Consider the following 16584-nt stretch of genomic DNA (forward strand, 5'->3'; position numbering starts at 1 on the left):
CCCATCCGCCCCCCACGCCGAAACGCCGACGCCCCCGCCGCCGGCCCCCTCAGGGGGACCCGCGCCGGGGGCGCCGCGTACAGACCACTACACCTGCGACCGCGTCACGTCGTCCGTCGCCGCCGCGCGCCCGGGCGCCGCTCGCTGGGCCGCGTCACGGGGTCGCCCGCCTCCAGCGCCGCCTCGCGCCGCCGGATGCCGAACTCCGCCAGCGCCTCCGCCAGCTTGTGGACGGACGGCTCGGGCGACAGCACGTCGACCCGCAGCCCGTGCTCCTCGGCCGTCTTGGCGGTGGCCGGGCCGATGCAGGCGATGACGGTCACGTTGTGCGGCTTGCCGGCGATGCCGACGAGGTTCCGCACGGTGGACGACGACGTGAACAGCACCGCGTCGAAGCCGCCGCCCTTGATCGCCTCGCGGGTGTCCGCCGGCGGCGGCGACGCGCGCACGGTCCGGTAGGCGGTGACGTCGTCGACCTCCCAGCCGAGCTCGATGAGCCCCGCGACCAGCGTCTCGGTCGCGATGTCGGCGCGCGGCAGGAAGACGCGGTCGATCGGGTCGAAGACCGGGTCGTACGGCGGCCAGTCCTCCAGCAGCCCCGCCGCGGACTGCTCGCCGCTCGGCACGAGGTCCGGCTTCACGCCGAAGTCGACCAGCGCGGCGGCCGTCTGCTCGCCCACCGCGGCGACCTTGATACCGGCGAAGGCGCGGGCGTCGAGCCCGTACTCCTCGAACTTCTCGCGGACGGCCTTGACCGCGTTCACCGAGGTGAAGGCGATCCACTCGTACCGGCCGGTGACGAGGCCCTTCACGGCCCGCTCCATCTGCTGCGGGGTCCGCGGCGGCTCGACCGCGATGGTCGGCACCTCGTGCGGCACGGCGCCGTAGGAGCGCAGCTGGTCGGAGAGCGACGCGGCCTGCTCCTTGGTGCGCGGCACGAGGACCCGCCAGCCGAAGAGCGGCTTGGACTCGAACCAGGAGAGCTGGTCCCGCTGCGCCGGGGCGCTGCGCTCGCCGACCACGGCTATCACCGGCCGGTGGCCCTCGGGCGACGGCAGCACCTTGCCCTGCTTGAAGACCTGGGCGATCGTCCCGAGGGTCGCGGTCCAGGTCCGCTGGCGGGTGGTCGTGCCGGCGATGGTGACGGTGAGCGGGGTGTCCGGCTTACGGCCCGCCGCCACCAGTTCACCGGCCGCCGCGGCGACCGCGTCGAGCGAGGTGGAGACGACGACGGTGCCGTCGGAGGCGCCGACCTCGGCCCAGCACCGGTCGTCGGCGGTCCGCGCGTCGACGAAGCGGACGTCGGTGCCCTGCTCGTCGCGGAGCGGCACACCGGCGTACGCGGGGACGCCGACCGCGTTGGCGACGCCCGGCACCACCTCGAAGGGGATGCCCTCGGCGGCGCAGGCGAGCATCTCGGCGCCGGCGTTCCCGTCGAGGCCGGGGTCGCCGGTCACCGCACGGACGACCCGCCTGCCGCCGCGCGCGGCCTCCATGACAAGATTGGCCGCATCCCTCAACACGGGGACACCGGCGGCTGTTGACGCCTCGTCAACAACCGTCAGCTCAGGCGTGCTCACCCCCGCGCGCGCATGCCCGCGGACGACGTCGAGGACCTCCGGCTCGGCGATCAGGACGTCCGCTCCGGCCAGGGCCTCGACGGCCCTGAGGGTCAGGAGCCCGGGGTCGCCCGGGCCTGCGCCGAGGAAGGTGACGTGGCCGTGGCCCGCGAAGACGGGGGACACGGGGCTGGTGGTCGGGCTGGTGGGGTTCAAAGTGCTCGCTCCCCCATAAGACCGGCCGCGCCCTTGGCGAGCATCTCGGCCGCGAGTTCGCGTCCGAGCGCCGCCGCCTCGTCGTGCGAGGTGGGCACGGGGCCGGTGGTGGACAGCTGCACCAGCGTGGAACCGTCGGTGGTGCCGACGACGCCGCGCAGGCGCATTTCGGTGACAACCTGCCCGTGACCGGGGCCGTCGGCGAGGATGTCGGCGAGCGCGCCCACGGGCGCGCTGCAGCCGGCCTCCAGGGCGGCGAGCAGGGATCGCTCGGCGGTCACGGCGGCCCGCGTGCGCGGGTCGTCGAGAGCGGAGAGCGCGGCGACGAGGTCGGTGTTCGACGCCAGGCATTCGACGGCCAGGGCACCCTGGCCGGGGGCGGGCAGCACGGAGTCGACCGGCAGCGGCTGGGCCGACAGGCCGTCGAGGAGCTCCTCGGTGCCGCCGATGCGGTTGAGTCCGGCCGCGGCGAGGACGACGGCGTCGAGCTCGCCCTTGCGGACGTAGCCGACGCGGGTGTCGACGTTGCCGCGGATCGGCACGCAGGTCAGGTCGAGGCCGTGGCTGCGGGCGTACGCGTGCAGCTGGGCCATGCGGCGTGGCGAGCCGGTGCCGACGCGGGCGCCCGCGGGCAGCCGGTCGAGCGACAGGCCGCCGCCGGCGATGAGGACGTCGCGCGGGTCCTCGCGGCGCGGGATCGCGGCCAGCACCAGCTGGGGGTGCTGGGCCGTCGGCAGGTCCTTCAGGGAGTGCACGGCGAAGTCGACCTCGCCGTCGAGCAGCGCGTCGCGCAGCGCGGCGACGAAGACGCCGGTGCCGCCGATCTGCGCGAGGTGCTCACGGGAGGTGTCCCCGTACGTGGTGATCTCCACGAGCTCGACGGGCCGGCCGGTCGCCTGCCGGACGGCGTCGGCCACGTGCCCGGACTGGGCCATGGCGAGCTTGCTGCGCCTGGTCCCGAGCCTCAGTGCCCTCTCGGTCATACTCGCCCTCGGTTCTTGACGTCGGCGTCATTCAGGTCGGCCCTGGAGACGGACGCCACCGTCTCCGGGTCGAGGTCGAAGAGTGTCCGCAGCGCGTCCGCGTACCCGGCGCCGCCGGGCTCGCTGGCGAGCTGCTTGACCCGCACGGTCGGCGCGTGCAGGAGCTTGTCGACGACGCGGCGCACGGTCTGGGTGATCTCGGCGCGCTGCTTCTCGTCGAGGCCGGGGAGGCGGCCTTCGAGGCGGGCGACCTCGCTGGCCACCACGTCGGCGGCCATGGTGCGCAGGGCGACCACGGTGGGGGTGATGTGGGCGGCGCGCTGGGCGGCGCCGAAGGCGGCGACCTCGTCGGAGACGATGCCGCGGACCTGGTCGACGTCGTTGGCCATCGGGGCGTCGGCGGAGGCGTCGGCCAGCGACTCGATGTCGACGAGCCGGACGCCGGGGATCCGGTGGGCGGCGGCGTCGATGTCGCGGGGCATGGCGAGGTCGAGCAGGTACAGGGTGTCGTCGCGGCCCGCGGCGGCGGCCTCGATCGCGTCGCCGCCGAGGACGAGCCCGGTGGCGCCGGTGCAGGAGACGACGACGTCCGCCCGGCCGAGTTCGTCGCCGACGGCAACCATCTCGGCCGCGCGCGCGGCCACGCCCGTGCCCCCGGGCTCGCGGAGGATCTCGGCGAGCCGCTCGGCGCGGGCGAGGGTGCGGTTGGCGATGACGATCTCGGCGACGCCGGCCCGGGCGAGGGTCGCGGCGGCCAGCGACGACATGGAGCCGGCGCCGATGACCAGGGCCCTCTTGCCGCGCGCCCAGTCCTCGACGGGGGTGTCCTGGGCGAGCTGCTCCAGGCCGAAGGTGACGAGCGACTGCCCGGCCCGGTCGATGCCGGTCTCGCTGTGGGCGCGCTTGCCGACCCGCAGGGCCTGCTGGAAGAGGTCGTTGAGGAGCCGTCCCGCGGTGTGCAGGTCCTGGCCGAGGGCGAGGGCGTCCTTGATCTGGCCGAGGATCTGGCCCTCGCCGACGACCATGGAGTCCAGGCCGCAGGCCACCGAGAAGAGGTGGTGGACGGCCCGGTCCTCGTAGTGCACGTAGAGGTACGGGGTGAGCTCCTCCAGGCCGACGCCGCTGTGCTGGGCGAGGAGCGTGGACAGCTCGGCGACCCCGGCGTGGAACTTGTCCACGTCGGCGTAGAGCTCGATGCGGTTGCAGGTGGCGAGGACGGTGGCCTCGGCGGCCGGTTCGGCGGCGAGGGTGTCCTGGAGGAGCTTGGCCTGGGTGTCCGAGGGCAGCGAGGCCCGCTCCAGGATGGAGACGGGGGCGCTGCGGTGGCTCAGCCCGACGACGAGGAGGCTCATGCCGGCATCACCGCGGGGACGTCCCCGTCGGGTCCCTTGCGGCCGCTCTCGGCGGTGGTACGGGTCGCGGCCTGCGGCACCACGGGCGCGGCGGCCGGGGCGGCGGAGTCGTCGCCGGGCTCCTCGCCGGCCTTCCGCTGCTCGTGGAAGGCGAGGATCTGGAGCTCGATGGAGAGGTCCACCTTGCGCACGTCGACGCCGTCCGGCACGGAGAGCACGGTCGGGGCGAAGTTGAGGATGGAGGTGACGCCGGCCGCGACGAGGCGGTCGCAGACCTGCTGGGCGACGCCCGCCGGGGTCGCGATGACGCCGATGGAGACGCCGTCCTCGGCGATGATCTTCTCCAGGTCGTCGCTGTGCTGGACGGGGATCCCGGCGACCGGCCTGCCGGTCATCGCGGGGTCGGCGTCGATGAGCGCGGCCACGCGGAAGCCGCGGGAGGCGAAACCGCCGTAACCGGCGAGCGCGGCGCCGAGGTTGCCGATGCCGACGATCACGACGGGCCAGTCCTGGGTCAGGCCGAGCTCGCGGGAGATCTGGTAGACGAGGTACTCGACGTCGTAGCCGACACCGCGGGTGCCGTACGAGCCGAGGTAGCTGAAGTCCTTGCGCAGCTTCGCGGAGTTGACGCCGGCCGCGGCCGCGAGCTCCTCCGAGGAGACCGTGGGTACGGAGCGCTCCGACAGCGCGGTCAGGGCGCGCAGATACAGCGGAAGGCGGGCGACGGTGGCCTCGGGGATTCCTCGGCTACGGGTCGCCGGTCGGTGAGTTCGGCCAGTTGCCACGGTGCTCCTGCGGGATGAGCGGGGCTGCAGGCGGCCATGCGTCCCAGGACCGCCCCGTCGAATGCAGGCTATGTCTTTGTGAACGCGTGCACAAAGATGGTGTCCGTTTTGTCTGCCCAAAGTGACCGGGGTCACGCGGCTGGTTCTCGCCGTCGTGGAACTGCCGCGGGGCGCGACGCGTTGAGATCCCGAAGGGGGCAAAGCCGTACACACTCCTCACGACGTGGCCCCCGAATGCCAACAAAACGTCCACGATGGTAACCGGCTTTCGGTCACGCACCCAGTTCGCGCCGGAGCCGGTCGGCGTCCACCCGCCAGAACGTGTGCTGCTCGCCGTCGACCAGGACGACCGGAATCTGCTCCCAGTACTCCCGGTACAGCGCCTCGTCCTGGAGGATGTCCCGCTCCTCCCAGCGCGCCCCGGTCTCGGCGCAGACGGCCTCGATCACCGCCCGGGCGTCGTCGCAGAGGTGGCACCCCGGCTTCCCGATCAGCGTCACGGTCCGCGCGGCCGGATCCCGGACCGCGTCCTTCTTCTTCGTACGTCCGAACATGCCGCCCATTGTCCGCCCCGCCACGGCGGGGACCCGCACTGTTCACACGACGGCATCCCCACAAGTCGGGAAGGACCGAACAGACTGGCTATGCTCCAAGCATGGCCGCTCTGGGATGGCTCACCCCCCGTAGGCGCTCCGCCACCGCGCGCAGCGTCCTGGCAGGCGAGGCCGCCGCCGAGGCGGCCCGCAAGACCTCGCTCCAGCTGGAACAGGAGAGGGAGGCGGAGGCAGCCGCCCTCGAAGCGGCGAAGGCCGCCGAAACCGCGCCGGAGGAAGCGGAGTTCCCCGTCGTCGGCGACGTGCGCGCGGCCGCCTTCTTCGACCTCGACAACACCGTGATGCAGGGCGCCGCGATCTTCCACTTCGGCCGCGGCCTGTACAAGCGGAAGTTCTTCCAGCGCCGCGAGCTGGCCCGCTTCGCCTGGGCGCAGATCTGGTTCCGGCTGGCCGGCGTCGAGGACCCGGCCCACATGCAGGAGGCCCGCGACAGCGCGCTCTCCATCGTCAAGGGCCACCGCGTCTCCGAACTGATGTCGATCGGCGAGGAGATCTACGACGAGTACATGGCCGACCGGATCTGGCCGGGCACCCGCGCCCTGGCCCAGGCCCACCTCGACGCCGGCCAGAAGGTCTGGCTGGTGACGGCCGCCCCGGTCGAGACGGCCACGATCATCGCCCGCCGCCTCGGCCTCACCGGCGCCCTCGGCACCGTCGCCGAGTCGGTGGACGGCGTCTACACCGGCCGGCTGGTCGGCGAGCTGCTGCACGGCCCGGCCAAGGCCGAGGCGGTACGGGCGCTGGCCGCCGCCGAGGACCTGGACCTCGCCCGCTGCGCCGCGTACAGCGACTCGCACAACGACATCCCGATGCTCTCGCTCGTCGGCCACCCGTACGCGATCAACCCGGACACCAAGCTGCGCCGGCACGCCCGGGACCGCGACTGGCGGCTGCGCGACTACCGGACCGGCCGCAAGGCGGCGAAGATCGGCATCCCGGCCGCCGCGGGCCTCGGCGCCGTCGCGGGCGGCACGGCCGCCGCGGTCGCGCTGCACCGCCGGCGCCGCTGAACCGCCCGGCCGACGCCGTCTCTGCCGATACGTTTCGGCTGCGATCATCTGCGACAACCACGGACCAGGGGGACTCACCCGTCCGTGGTCGAACAGTCGCGCGCCCCGGAACTCCCGGGCATTCCCGCGCCCTTACCCAGGACCGGCCGGGATCACTCCCCTCGCCCGCACATGAGCACAACGCAACGCCGACGCAGTCACGCTCGGAAGCCAATCGATCAATAACCGGTCACCAACTGCGACTTGATGCGCCCGCAACCTATAACTGAAGCGACGTAATCGGTGATTTAGGCAACTGGGTGTAGCGCTGCCTGTACGAAGCGTTATTCTCCTCAGACGCACAGCGGAACCCTCCCGTCGCCACGACGAGTGAACGGATCCGCACTGCACGTGATGGAAGCTCTGCCTCTGGGAGTCCCGTGTACCCACACGTCGGGGTTGACGCCTCGGGCCTGGCTACGCTGCGCGCAACGGTCCTCGACCACTTGCGTGGCTTCGTCCCCACCGCGTACGCCGGTCCTGCCTTCGCCTTCGCCGCACCGGCACCCGCCGGCCCCTGCTATGCCCTGGCCGACGGCGGTGCCGCCGTCGGCAGACGGGGCGCGCGCGGGGGTGCCGCGAACCCGGCCACCGCCCGACGCCCCACCGCCGACAGCGACAGCGCCCGCATGATGGACCTGGTGGAACGCGCCCAGGCCGGCGAGGCCGAGGCGTTCGGCAGGCTGTACGACCAGTACAGCGACACCGTCTACCGCTACATCTACTACCGCGTCGGCGGGAAGGCGACGGCGGAGGACCTCACCAGCGAGACGTTCCTGCGCGCCCTGCGCCGGATCTCCACCTTCACCTGGCAGGGCCGCGACTTCGGCGCCTGGCTCGTCACCATCGCCCGCAACCTGGTCGCCGACCACTTCAAGTCCAGCCGCTTCCGGCTGGAGGTCACCACCGGCGAGATGCTCGACGCCAACGAGGTCGAGCGCAGCCCGGAGGACTCCGTCCTCGAGTCCCTCTCCAACGCCGCGCTCCTCGACGCCGTCCGCCGGCTCAACCCCCAGCAGCAGGAGTGCGTGACCCTCCGCTTCCTCCAGGGCCTGTCGGTCGCCGAGACCGCGCGGGTCATGGGGAAGAACGAGGGCGCCATCAAGACCCTCCAGTACCGGGCCGTCCGCACCCTCGCCCGGCTCCTCCCGGAAGACGCCCGCTAGTCCCCCAGCGGGCCGCCGACCGCCGCCACCCCTCGTCTTCTCATCCCTCTCCCCCCTCCCACCCCTCTCGTCCCCTCCCCAGGTCCCGTCCCCGACCCCGTGAAGCCACTTGTCCCCCTCACGCGTACTTCACCCGCAGACCTCCCCCCACGCCACCACTGCCCGTCCCACATCACAGTTGGTGACGCATCGATGACGCACTGGTCCGATCATCTTTCGCGCGTAACCCAAGTGCCGCGCCGCTCGTTGTGCGAAATGCAGGCTCCCTGTGGTCACGCCCTGCCCGCAGACACTCACTCGTTCGTGTGGATCTGCTCAAGCCGGGCAACCTTCCGGACCCCTGGGGGAGTCGACCGTCATGACGAGAGGAGGTGCCGCCAGTGATCGCGAACGTGCACCGGCGGGCGAACGCCTTCGCCCAGGCCCTGGAGGACCGGACGCCCGAGGGCGAGGCCGACCGGCCCGACCCCACGGCCGACACGGGCGACCAGGGACGGCTGTTGGCCTTGGCGAGCGGTCTCGGCGAACTGCCGAAGCCGGAGCTCGACCCCGAGGTCAAGGTGGTGCAGCGAGCCCAGCTCGTCGCCGCCATGGAGGCGATGTTCGCCCAGGGGACGGCCGCCGCGGGCCCTACCGTCCCGGAACAGCGGACCACGAGGGGCGCCCACCGGGCCTCCCCCCTGCGGAAACTCCGCCCCCGGTCCCGCTGGAGCAAGGGGCTCGCCGCCGGCGGCCTGACCGTCGGCGTCGCGGCCGGAGCCTTCGGCGGCGTCGCCGCCGCCAGCTCCGACGCCCTCCCCGGTGACTCGCTCTACGGACTCAAGCGGGGCATGGAGGACCTCAAGCTCGGCATGGCCGACGACGACGCCGACCGCGGAGGCATCTACCTCGACCAGGCGTCCACCCGGCTCAGCGAGGCCCGCCGGCTCATGGAGCGCACCCGCTCCGGCGAGCTCGACCACGAGTCCCTCACCGAGATCCGCCGCGTCCTCGGCGGCATGAAGCACGACGCCGAGGAAGGCCACCGGCTGCTCCGCCAGGCGTACGACCGGGACGGCGAGATCGCCCCGATCGCCCGGCTGAACTCCTTCGCCCAGGCCCACCGCGACACCTGGAACGGCCTCCGCGGCCGCCTCCCCGTCCAGCTCGCCGACGTCGGCGAAGAGGTCACCGGCGTCTTCGACGCCATACACCAGGAGGTCGAGCCGCTCCAGTCGATGCTGCCCCGCACCCCCGAGACGGGCGCGGTCGACCCCGGCGGCTCCAGCAGCAGCCCCAGCGCCCCGCAGCACCAGCAGGGCGCGGACACCCAGCGGCCCCCGGCCACCCGCGACGCCCCCACCCAGAACGGCGGCACCCCGGCCGGCACCCCCCGCCCCTCCGGCACCACCCAGGACACCGGCCGGGGCGGCGTCGACACGGACCACGGCACCGGCACCACCCCGAGCCCGGGCGCCGCGACCGGCACCACCACCCCCGAGAACGACGGACTCCTCGGCGGCGACACCGGCGGCCTCCTGCCGTCCTCCCCCACGGGCACCCCCACCGCCCCGGAGGACAGCCAGACCACCCCCAAGCCCCCGGACGTCACCATCCCGCCACTCCTGCCGGGCCTCCTTCCGGGCCTCGGCATCGACAGCGAGGACGCTCGCTGACAAGAAGAAGGGGCGCCCCCACGGACGGGGGGCGCCCCTTCTTCCATGCCCGCGACAGCCGCGGGAAGACCCGCGGGAAGAACACCACGGCAAGAAGCTAGAAGAACACCGACCTCCGCTGCACCAGCAGCTTGTACAGCGTGTGCTGGATCTGCTCCCGCACCTGATCCGTCAGGTTGAACATCAGCATCGGGTCCTCCGCCGCCTCCGGCGGATACCCGTCCGTCGGGATCGGCTCCCCGAACTGGATCGTCCACTTCGTCGGCAGCGGCAGCATCCCCAGCGGCCCCAGCCACGGAAACGTCGGCGTCACCGGCACGTACGGCAGCCCCAGCAACCGCGCCAACGTCTTCACGTTCCCGATCATCGGGTATATCTCCTCCGCGCCCACGATCGAGCACGGCACGATCGGCACCCCCGCCCGCAGCGCCGTCGAGACGAAACCACCCCGCCCGAACCGCTGCAGCTTGTACCGCTCCGAAAACGGCTTCCCGATCCCCTTGAAGCCCTCCGGCATCACCCCGACGACCTCACCCGCCCGCAGCAGCCGCTCCGCGTCCTCCGCGCACGCCAGCGTGTGCCCCGCCTTCCGCGCCAGCTCGTTGACGACCGGCAGCACGAAGACCAGGTCCGCCGCCAGCAGCCGCAGATGCCGCCCCGCCGGATGGTGGTCGTGCACCGCCACCTGCATCATCAGCCCGTCCAGCGGCAGCGTCCCGGAATGGTTGGCGACGATCAGCGCCCCGCCCTTCTCCGGGATGTTCTCGACGCCCTTCACCTCCACCCGGAAGTACTTCTCGTACAACGGGCGCAGCAGCGACATCAGCACCTGGTCCGTCAGCTCGGCGTCGTAACCGAACTCGTCGACCTCGTACTCCCCCGTCACCCGCCGCCGCAGGAACGCCAGCCCGCTCGCGAGCCGCCGCTCCCACCCCGCCGCCTCCCGGGCGGGCTCCGCGGACCCGTCCGGCGCCTCGGGCGCCTCCGGCTCCACCGCCGCACCCGGCAGCGCCCGCACCGCCGCGGGACCGGCCCCGGCCGCGGACGGCTCCTCGGGCCGGGCCGGCCGCCGCCGGGCCCGCGACCGGTCGTCGTCGAAGGGAATGACCTTGGCGTCCGCCATCACTGCTCCTCAGGCACCGTCGTGGGAAGGGACCGGGTCCGCGTCCGGGGCGACCCGGGCCGCCAGCCGGTCCACCGCCCCCGCCAGCCGCTCCGGCGGCAGGAGGCCCGGCCCCCGGCTCGCCGCGAAGTCCGCGAACGCCTCGGCCGTCGAGTACCGCGGCCGGAACCCCAGCACCTCCCGCATCTGCACGGTCGACACGACCCGCCCGTGCGTGAGGAGCCGGATCTGCTCGGGCGCGAAGTCCGTCAGGCCCACCGTCCGCAGCGCCGACCCCACCCACGTCACCGCCGGCAGCAGCACCGGCACCGTGGGCCGCCCCAGCCGCCGCGCGCACTGCGACAGCAGCAGCACCCCGTCGCCCGCCACGTTGAACGTCCCGCTGTTCAGGGACCCCCGGCGCGGCTCCTGCGCCGCCAGCCGCAGCACGTCGACCACGTCGTCCTCGTGGACGAACTGCAGCCGCGGGTCGTATCCCAGGACCGTCGGCATCACCGGCAGCGACAGGTACTCGGTCAGCGGGGACTCCACCCGCGGCCCCAGGATGTTCGCGAACCGCAGCACGCACACCGCCACGTCCGGCCGCCGCCGGGCGAAGCCCCGCACGTACCCCTCGACCTCGACCGCGTCCTTCGCGAAACCGCCGCTCGGCAGCGACTTCGCCGGCGTCGTCTCGGTGAAGACCGCCGGATCGCGCGGCGCCGAGCCGTACACGTTCGTACTGGACTTCACCACGAGCCGCCCGACCCGCGGCGACTTCTGGCAGGCGCCCAGGAGCTGCATGGTGCCGATGACGTTGGTCTCCTTGAGCGCCGTCCGGCCGCCCGCGCCCAGCGCCGTCCCCGTCACGGCGAGGTGCACCACCGTGTCCACCTCGTGCTCCGCGAGCACCTTCGCGATGGCCGGCCGGCGGATGTCCGCCCGCACGAACTCGGCGTCCCCCAGCGGATGCCCGGGCTCGACCGTGTCCACGGCCACCACCCGCTCCACCTCCGGGTCCCGCTGGATCCGCCGCACGAAACGGCCCCCCAGATGCCGGGCGGCACCGGTGACGAGCACGACCCTGCCCAAGATCAGCGCCTTCCGTCCGAACGTCCCTGGCGTCTTCGCGTTGCCGCCACCGTAGCGCCTGCGGGTTTCGGCGCCATGACGACGTGGCCCCCCACCGAGGACGGTGAGGGGCCACGCCTTGTCACGCACGACGGCCGCTCGCGCGACCGCCGCACCTGCTTACTTCTTGTTGCGACGCTGAACGCGCGTGCGCTTGAGCAGCTTGCGGTGCTTCTTCTTGGCCATCCGCTTGCGCCGCTTCTTGATAACAGAGCCCACGACTACCCTCGCTCACTTCTACTCACTGGTGCGGGGCGTCTGGGCCCACACGACCTACGAGGGGTCAGCCTACCGCTCCTCGCACCACACGAGTAATCCGAGGGCCGGACGCGGCTCACCCGCCGTTCGGCCGCAGGTCGGCCGCGCGTCCGTTACGCGGTCCCCACCCCCACGTACGACTCCCTCAGGTACGCGTGAACCGCCTGCTCCGGGACCCGGAAGGACCGGCCCACCCGGATCGCCGGCAGATGACCGCTGTGCACCAAGCGGTACACGGTCATCTTCGAGACGCGCATCACCGCGGCGACTTCCGCCACGGTCAGGAACTTGACCTCGTTGAGAGGCCGATCGCCAGCAGCCATGACACCCACCTGTACCTTCCGCCGCGACGCCCACCGGCTTCCCCTCCGGTGACTCTTCGTCGTCGAACGCTCACGGATCAGACTAGGGGCGGGTGGTACGAGTGGGGAAGAGGAGCCCCTATCGGCCGTTTACCGTGACAGACACGCTCGATTGAGTACATAGCGCGTGAGGGGACGGTAGTACGCCGAGGGCACCCCGTCATCCAGCGGGACGGCCACCGCCACCTGCCCCTCGGCCTCCCCCACGAACAGCGCCGGATCGTCCGTGTCGGCCGGCCCGATGGCCTCGATACCCAGCTGACCAGCACCGCAGACCCAGCCGTGGTCCCCCACGACCAGCTCGGGAAGCGGCCCGCCGGACTCCGCGGCGGTCTCCAGCACGGCCCGCACGGGCAGCGCCGAATGCGAGTGCGCCCCCGGCTCGCGCCCGCCCTCCGGCTGCCCCGCCTCCCGTACGAACGCGACACCCGCTACGTAGTCGATGCCGTACGTACGTAGACCGAACCGGGTCGTCATGTCGACACATCGCCCCTGCGCGGGGGTGAGAACGTCACATCCCGCCGCCGACAGAGCGTCTGCGAGAGCGGCGTAGAAACCGAGCAGCCGGTGCGGATGCCCCGTCCCGAACAGCACCGGCGCCCGCCGCGCCGCCGCCGCGGCGAGCCGCTCCGCGAACGCGTCCAGCCGCCGCAGCGTCCGCTCCGGATCGATCACGTCCGGCCCGGAGCGGTGCGCCGGATCCCCCGACACCCCGCACTTCTCGGCCATCAGCCGCAGCAGTTCGGCCTCGCCCCACTCCCCGGCCGGCACCAGACCCAGCGTCACCCGCGGGTCCCGCGCGGCGAAGAGCCGGTAACTGCGCAGGCTCTCCTCCCGCGACGTCGCCACCGTCCCCGCCAACCCCGCCGCCAACAGATGCGCCCGCAGCGCCCCGGTACTCAACACCCTCCCGATGCTGCCGGATCACACCTGCCGGAACGTCAGAATCCGCTGCACGCCGCACCGTTGGCGTAACAGCAAGCCGTCAGGCGAGCAGCCCCCGCAGCGGGAACGCCGCCTTCCGGGTCGCCAGCACCGCCTGGTCCAGCCGGTCCGCCGGGTCGTACCCCTCCGCCCACTCCCGGAAGTCCACCGGCCACCGCCCGTCGGTCATCCGCCCGGGCCCCAGCTGCCGGGTCCGCGCGTACACCTCGTCCCGCCACGACGACGGGATCACCGTCTCCGGCGCCACGGGCGCGTGCGCCGCGATCCCCACCAGGTGCGTCCACGACCGCGGTACGACGTCGACCACCGCGTATCCGCCGCCGCCGAGCGCCACCCACCGCCCGTCCGCGTACGCGTGCGCCAGCTCGTGGCACGCCTCCTGCACGGCCCGCTGCGCGTCCAGCGACACCGCCAGGTGCGCGAGCGGGTCGTCGAAGTGGGTGTCGGCGCCGTGCTGGGTGACGAGGACCTGCGGCCGGAAGTCGGCGAGGAGTTCGGGCACGACCGCGTGGAAGGCCCGCAGCCAGCCCGCGTCGCCGGTCCCGGCCGGCAGCGCCACGTTCACCGCGCCGCCCTCGCCGGCCCCGGCCGCCCCGGTCTCCTCCGGCCATCCGGTCTGCGGGAACAGCGTCCGCGGGTGCTCGTGCAGCGACACCGTCAGGACCCGCGGGTCCTCCCAGAACGCCGCCTGCACCCCGTCCCCGTGGTGGACGTCCACGTCCACGTACGCAACCCGCTCCACGCCGAGTTCGAGCAGCCGGGCGATGGCGAGCGAGGCGTCGTTGTAGATGCAGAAACCGGCCGCGCCGCCCGGCATCGCGTGGTGCAGCCCGCCGGCGAAGTTCACCGCGTGCGCGGCCTCGCCCCGCCAGACGGCCTCCGCCGCCGCCACCGACTGCCCGGCGATCAGCGCGGACACCTCGTGCATCCCCGCGAACGCCGGATCGTCGACGGTCCCGAGCCCGTACGCCTGGTCGGCGCGGCGCGGATCGGCCGACGCCGCCTTCACGGCCGCCACGTAGTCCTCGCGGTGCACGAGCCGCAGCGTCGAGTCCCCGGCCGGCTTGGCCGCGACCACGTCCACGGCCCGGTCGAGCCCGAAGGCCCGCACCAGCCCCATGGTCAGCGCGAGCCGCACCGGATCCATCGGGTGCTGGGGCCCGAAGTCGTACCCCGTGACAGCTTCATCCCACATCAACAGTGCGCGGCCGCTCATGCCCGCCACCGTATCGGGCCTCCCGCGCCCCGAACGACGTGGCATACGCCACCGTGACGAGGACGAGGACCATCGGCACCAGCATCGCCCCGCGATAGCTCCACGCGTCCCCGAGCGCCCCGACGAGCGGCGAGCCGACGAGGAAACCGACGTAGTTGAAGACGTTGAGCCGCGCGACGGCGGCGTCGCTCCGCCCGGGGAAGAGCCGGCCCGCCGCCGCGAAGGTCTGCGGCACGATCACGCTCAGCCCGAGCCCCAGCACCGTGAACGCCGCGATCCCGACCCACGGGCTGGTCGCCACCGCGACCAGCGCGAACCCGCACGCCGCCAGCACCGCCCCGGCCCGCACGACCACCGCCGCCCCGAAGTGCCGCACCCCCAGGTCGCCCACGGCCCGCCCGAGCAGCGTCGTCACCATGTACGCGTTGTACGGCACGGTCGCCGCCGCCTCCGAACCGCCGAGGAGGTCCTGGAGGTACTTCGCCGACCAGTTGGAGACCGTCGAGTCCCCGATGTACGCGAACGTCATCACCAGGCACAGCGGCAGCAGCAGCCGGAACGACAGCGCGCCGCCCTTCTCCGCCCCGCCCCCGTCCGGGCCCGCCGTGCCGTCCACGTACCACCGGCTGCCGGCGAACACCGCCGGCGCCAGCACCGCGACCACCGGCAGGTACGACCAGAACAGCGACAGCTGCCCGTGCGCCGCCACCCAGGCCAGCGAGGCCCCGGCGATCCCGCCGAGGCTGTACGCGGCGTGGAACCCGAGCATGATGCTCCGGCCGTACGCCCGCTGGAGGCTCACCCCCAGCATGTTCATGGACGCGTCGAGCGCGCCGACGGCCAGCCCGAACAGGCCGAGCGCCACGGCCGCCGTCCACAGCGCGTCCCCCGCCCCCACGGCCAGCAGCGCCAGCAGCACGACGGGCTGCGACCACCGCAGCACCACCGACGGCGCCACCCGGACGACCAGCTTCTCGGTCACGACGCTGGCCACGCCGGCGAGGATCGGCACGGCGGCCAGGAACAGCGGCAGCAGCCCGTCGGAGATCCCGTACCGGTCCTGGATCCCGGGTATCCGGGTCACGAGCAGGGCGAAGGTCACGCCCTGCACGAAAAAGCTGAAGGCCAGCGAGGATCGCCCCCGCCGCAGCCGCGCATCGGTCATGGCGGCACAGCGTAGGCCCGTCCCCTACCGAGGGGTAGACGGATCACCGACCCAAAATCGCGGGCAGCTCGTCCATGCGGGAGAAGAACCCCCGCGCCCCGGTCAGCCGTTCCTGCGGCGTCATCGCCGTGAACCCGTACACGTCCATGCCGGCGGCCACCGCGGCCTGCACGCCCAGCCGGCTGTCCTCGACGACGACGCACCTTCCGGGCTCGACGCCCATCCGCGCGGCGGCGTGGAGGAAGAGGTCCGGCGCCGGCTTCCCCTTCCCGACGTCCTCGGCGCTGAAGACCACCTCGTCGGGGAACCAGGCGTCGAGCCCGGTCTTCCGGTGCCCGACCCGGATCCGCTCATGGCTCCCGGACGAGGCCACACAGTACGGAACGCCGTCCGCCACCAGCTGCTTGAGCACGTCCACTACCCCGTCCACCGCCTGAAGCTCCTCCCGGAAGGCGGCGAAGACCCGCCCGTGGAAGACGGCGTCGAAGTCCGCGGGCAGCCGCTGCCCGCTCCTCTCCAGCACGAGGTCGTGCACCCGGTGCAGCGCGGCCCCCATGTAGTCGCGGAGCGAGTCCTCGTACGTGGTGGGGTGCCCGAGCTCGGTGAGGTAGCCGGCCAGCAACCGGTTGGACAGGGGCTCGCTGTCGACGAGCACGCCGTCGTTGTCGAAGATGACCAGGTCGTAGCGCATGACCCCAGCCTAGTTCCGGACCCGGAACGCAAAAATGCCTCAACCCCCGGACAAAGTCCGGGGGTTGAGGCTAAAAATTGTTCGGCGGCGTCCTACTCTCCCACAGGGTCCCCCCTGCAGTACCATCGGCGCTGAAAGGCTTAGCTTCCGGGTTCGGAATGTAACCGGGCGTTTCCCTAACGCTATGACCACCGAAACACTATGAAGTTGAACTCAAGCCGGAGTTTGGCGAGTTCGTTACTTCAGAACTAACACAGTGGACGCGAGCAACTGAGGACAAGCCCTCGGCCTATTAGTACCGGTCAGCTCCACCCATTACTGGGCTTCCACATCCG

The 16584-nt window shown here is 72.6% G+C and carries 16 protein-coding genes and 1 rRNA gene; 3 read left to right on the top strand and 14 right to left on the bottom strand.

What is annotated here, in order from left to right:
• Positions 1 to 104 precede the first annotated feature (104 nt).
• From ACFVQZ_RS06055 to ACFVQZ_RS06075, 5 genes are all read right to left on the bottom strand, one after another.
• Positions 105 to 1775, bottom strand: coding sequence for a bifunctional uroporphyrinogen-III C-methyltransferase/uroporphyrinogen-III synthase (locus tag ACFVQZ_RS06055; RefSeq protein ID WP_051787907.1), 1671 nt, complete (start codon positions 1773 to 1775; stop codon positions 105 to 107).
• On the bottom strand, positions 1772 to 2758 hold the full coding sequence (gene hemC / locus ACFVQZ_RS06060) for a hydroxymethylbilane synthase (RefSeq protein ID WP_383619982.1): 987 nt from the start codon (positions 2756 to 2758) through the stop codon (positions 1772 to 1774). The genes ACFVQZ_RS06055 and hemC overlap by 4 nt, the downstream gene beginning before the upstream one ends.
• Positions 2755 to 4110, bottom strand: coding sequence for a glutamyl-tRNA reductase (locus tag ACFVQZ_RS06065; protein WP_030495147.1), 1356 nt, complete (start codon positions 4108 to 4110; stop codon positions 2755 to 2757). Before ACFVQZ_RS06065 ends, hemC begins: the two co-directional genes overlap by 4 nt.
• The gene (locus tag ACFVQZ_RS06070) at positions 4107 to 4895 is read right to left on the bottom strand and encodes a redox-sensing transcriptional repressor Rex (RefSeq protein ID WP_030495146.1); all 789 of its coding nucleotides are present in this window, start codon (positions 4893 to 4895) and stop codon (positions 4107 to 4109) included. The genes ACFVQZ_RS06065 and ACFVQZ_RS06070 overlap by 4 nt, the downstream gene beginning before the upstream one ends.
• 272 nt (positions 4896 to 5167) lie before the next feature.
• Entirely contained in the window at positions 5168 to 5458 is a 291-nt protein-coding gene (locus tag ACFVQZ_RS06075; protein ID WP_030495145.1) for a glutaredoxin family protein, read from the bottom strand.
• Positions 5459 to 5550: 92 nt separating this feature from the next.
• Between ACFVQZ_RS06075 and ACFVQZ_RS06080 the strand changes: the two genes are divergently transcribed.
• The 3 genes from ACFVQZ_RS06080 to ACFVQZ_RS06090 all read left to right on the top strand — a co-directional run bounded on the left by ACFVQZ_RS06080 (position 5551) and on the right by ACFVQZ_RS06090 (position 9379).
• Positions 5551 to 6519: an HAD-IB family hydrolase gene (locus ACFVQZ_RS06080; RefSeq protein WP_030495144.1), complete on the top strand. Its 969-nt coding sequence runs from the start codon at positions 5551 to 5553 to the stop codon at positions 6517 to 6519.
• Positions 6520 to 6938: 419 nt separating this feature from the next.
• Positions 6939 to 7724 carry an ECF subfamily RNA polymerase sigma factor, BldN family gene (locus ACFVQZ_RS06085; protein WP_030495143.1) on the top strand — a complete coding sequence of 262 codons (786 nt, stop codon included), beginning with the start codon at positions 6939 to 6941 and terminating at the stop codon, positions 7722 to 7724.
• 380 nt (positions 7725 to 8104) lie between these two features.
• Positions 8105 to 9379, top strand: coding sequence for a DUF5667 domain-containing protein (locus ACFVQZ_RS06090; protein WP_383619986.1), 1275 nt, complete (start codon positions 8105 to 8107; stop codon positions 9377 to 9379).
• Positions 9380 to 9476: 97 nt separating this feature from the next.
• Here the strand turns inward: ACFVQZ_RS06090 and ACFVQZ_RS06095 are convergent, their stop codons facing one another.
• From ACFVQZ_RS06095 to rrf, 9 genes are all read right to left on the bottom strand, one after another.
• On the bottom strand, positions 9477 to 10502 hold the full coding sequence (locus ACFVQZ_RS06095) for a lysophospholipid acyltransferase family protein (RefSeq protein ID WP_030495141.1): 1026 nt from the start codon (positions 10500 to 10502) through the stop codon (positions 9477 to 9479).
• Positions 10503 to 10511: 9 nt separating this feature from the next.
• Positions 10512 to 11573 carry an NAD-dependent epimerase/dehydratase family protein gene (locus tag ACFVQZ_RS06100; protein WP_036414971.1) on the bottom strand — a complete coding sequence of 354 codons (1062 nt, stop codon included), beginning with the start codon at positions 11571 to 11573 and terminating at the stop codon, positions 10512 to 10514.
• Between the two features lie 159 nt (positions 11574 to 11732).
• The gene (locus ACFVQZ_RS06105) at positions 11733 to 11831 is read right to left on the bottom strand and encodes a 30S ribosomal protein bS22 (protein WP_003948845.1); all 99 of its coding nucleotides are present in this window, start codon (positions 11829 to 11831) and stop codon (positions 11733 to 11735) included.
• Positions 11832 to 11983: 152 nt separating this feature from the next.
• Positions 11984 to 12193, bottom strand: a complete 210-nt coding sequence (locus ACFVQZ_RS06110; RefSeq protein ID WP_030495139.1) for a helix-turn-helix domain-containing protein — start codon at positions 12191 to 12193, stop codon at positions 11984 to 11986.
• A gap of 129 nt (positions 12194 to 12322) precedes the next feature.
• Positions 12323 to 13138: a phosphatase gene (locus ACFVQZ_RS06115; RefSeq protein WP_383619989.1), complete on the bottom strand. Its 816-nt coding sequence runs from the start codon at positions 13136 to 13138 to the stop codon at positions 12323 to 12325.
• A 79-nt stretch (positions 13139 to 13217) separates the two neighbouring features.
• Positions 13218 to 14393 (bottom strand): acetoin utilization protein AcuC, encoded by a 1176-nt coding sequence (locus ACFVQZ_RS06120; protein ID WP_081959103.1) that lies wholly within the window; start codon positions 14391 to 14393, stop codon positions 13218 to 13220.
• Positions 14362 to 15558, bottom strand: a complete 1197-nt coding sequence (locus ACFVQZ_RS06125; RefSeq protein ID WP_383619991.1) for an MFS transporter — start codon at positions 15556 to 15558, stop codon at positions 14362 to 14364. Before ACFVQZ_RS06125 ends, ACFVQZ_RS06120 begins: the two co-directional genes overlap by 32 nt.
• A gap of 43 nt (positions 15559 to 15601) precedes the next feature.
• Entirely contained in the window at positions 15602 to 16249 is a 648-nt protein-coding gene (locus tag ACFVQZ_RS06130; protein WP_383619992.1) for an HAD family hydrolase, read from the bottom strand.
• A 79-nt stretch (positions 16250 to 16328) separates the two neighbouring features.
• Positions 16329 to 16445, bottom strand: a 5S ribosomal RNA gene (gene rrf, locus ACFVQZ_RS06135).
• Positions 16446 to 16584: the final 139 nt, after the last annotated feature.

Source organism: Streptomyces sp. NPDC057854 (assembly GCF_042797055.1).
In the GTDB taxonomy this organism is placed as follows: Bacteria; Actinomycetota; Actinomycetes; order Streptomycetales; family Streptomycetaceae; genus Streptomyces.

Bases quoted from the DNA above. Each gene is read 5' to 3' on its own strand.
- hemC (WP_383619982.1), bottom strand. From the start codon at position 2,758: ATGACCGAGAGGGCACTGAGGCTCGGGACCAGGCGCAGCAAGCTCGCC.
- ACFVQZ_RS06120 (WP_081959103.1), bottom strand. From the start codon at position 14,393: ATGAGCGGCCGCGCACTGTTGATGTGGGATGAAGCTGTCACGGGGTAC.
- ACFVQZ_RS06065 (WP_030495147.1), bottom strand. From the start codon at position 4,110: ATGAGCCTCCTCGTCGTCGGGCTGAGCCACCGCAGCGCCCCCGTCTCC.
- ACFVQZ_RS06110 (WP_030495139.1), bottom strand. From the start codon at position 12,193: ATGGCTGCTGGCGATCGGCCTCTCAACGAGGTCAAGTTCCTGACCGTG.
- ACFVQZ_RS06130 (WP_383619992.1), bottom strand. From the start codon at position 16,249: ATGCGCTACGACCTGGTCATCTTCGACAACGACGGCGTGCTCGTCGAC.
- ACFVQZ_RS06095 (WP_030495141.1), bottom strand. From the start codon at position 10,502: ATGGCGGACGCCAAGGTCATTCCCTTCGACGACGACCGGTCGCGGGCC.
- ACFVQZ_RS06080 (WP_030495144.1), top strand. From the start codon at position 5,551: ATGGCCGCTCTGGGATGGCTCACCCCCCGTAGGCGCTCCGCCACCGCG.
- ACFVQZ_RS06125 (WP_383619991.1), bottom strand. From the start codon at position 15,558: ATGACCGATGCGCGGCTGCGGCGGGGGCGATCCTCGCTGGCCTTCAGC.
- ACFVQZ_RS06075 (WP_030495145.1), bottom strand. From the start codon at position 5,458: ATGGGCGGCATGTTCGGACGTACGAAGAAGAAGGACGCGGTCCGGGAT.